General features: G+C 60.9%; 1 protein-coding gene. It reads left to right on the top strand.

Features of this window, described 5'->3' with window-relative positions:
• Positions 1 to 494: 494 nt before the first annotated feature.
• A partial coding sequence (locus KVG87_RS25705) for a phage holin family protein (protein ID WP_217853237.1) occupies positions 495 to 752 on the top strand: 258 nt, incomplete at its 3' end.

Genomic DNA, 752 nt, shown 5'->3' with positions numbered 1-752 from the left:
GGCCTGCCTCCGTCCCACTGCTTTTTGCGGTGGTGGGACGGGCGCAGGCCGCGTCGTTGTTGGGTTGTCCCACCGTCCCACCTTTTTCATGCCTCCCGCCCGTGTGTGCGTAGCGGGTACAAGTACGCGTGTTCACGCGCACGCGTGTTTTTAAATATTCTCTCTATACACGAGAAAGGAGAGTTAAAAGTAGGACGGTGGGGCAAAGCCCCAATCTGCGGGGCTTTCAGACGTCCCACCTTGTTTTAGAGAGGTGGGACGCATGGGACGCCAGAGAAGCAAAAGACAGCCGGGATAGATATTCACCGACATTCGCCAGCCGTTCACCGGGCGTCACCCACACATTCACCGGATGGCGTTAAACCGGTCTTGCTGCCACCAGAATCGACCTGTAAAAAGGGGCCATCTTCGATGGGTGCGACCGCAAAGCGCGGCATGCCACCCACCACCTGACCCGGCCATTGCGCCGGGTCTTTTTGTTTAAGGGGCAGGGCATGACGAACGAGCAACAGGCACTGGCAGAGATGCCGATCTGGTTGGTGATTGCCTTATCCCTGGTTGGCGGTGTGTCTGGCGAGATGTGGCGCGCCGACAAGGACGGGGCGCGAGGCTGGGCGTTACTGCGCCGCCTCGCACTTCGGTCCGGTGCCTGCATCGTGTGCGGCGTGTCAGCGATGATGTTGCTGTTCGGTGCGGGCCTGTCGATCTGGACAGCGGGCGCTTTGGGTTGCCTGACCGCGATGGCCGGCGCC

It is taken from the genome of Pseudomonas siliginis (assembly GCF_019145195.1).
Taxonomy (GTDB): domain Bacteria; phylum Pseudomonadota; class Gammaproteobacteria; order Pseudomonadales; family Pseudomonadaceae; genus Aquipseudomonas; species Aquipseudomonas siliginis.
This window is presented reverse-complemented; position numbering and strand designations above follow the sequence as displayed.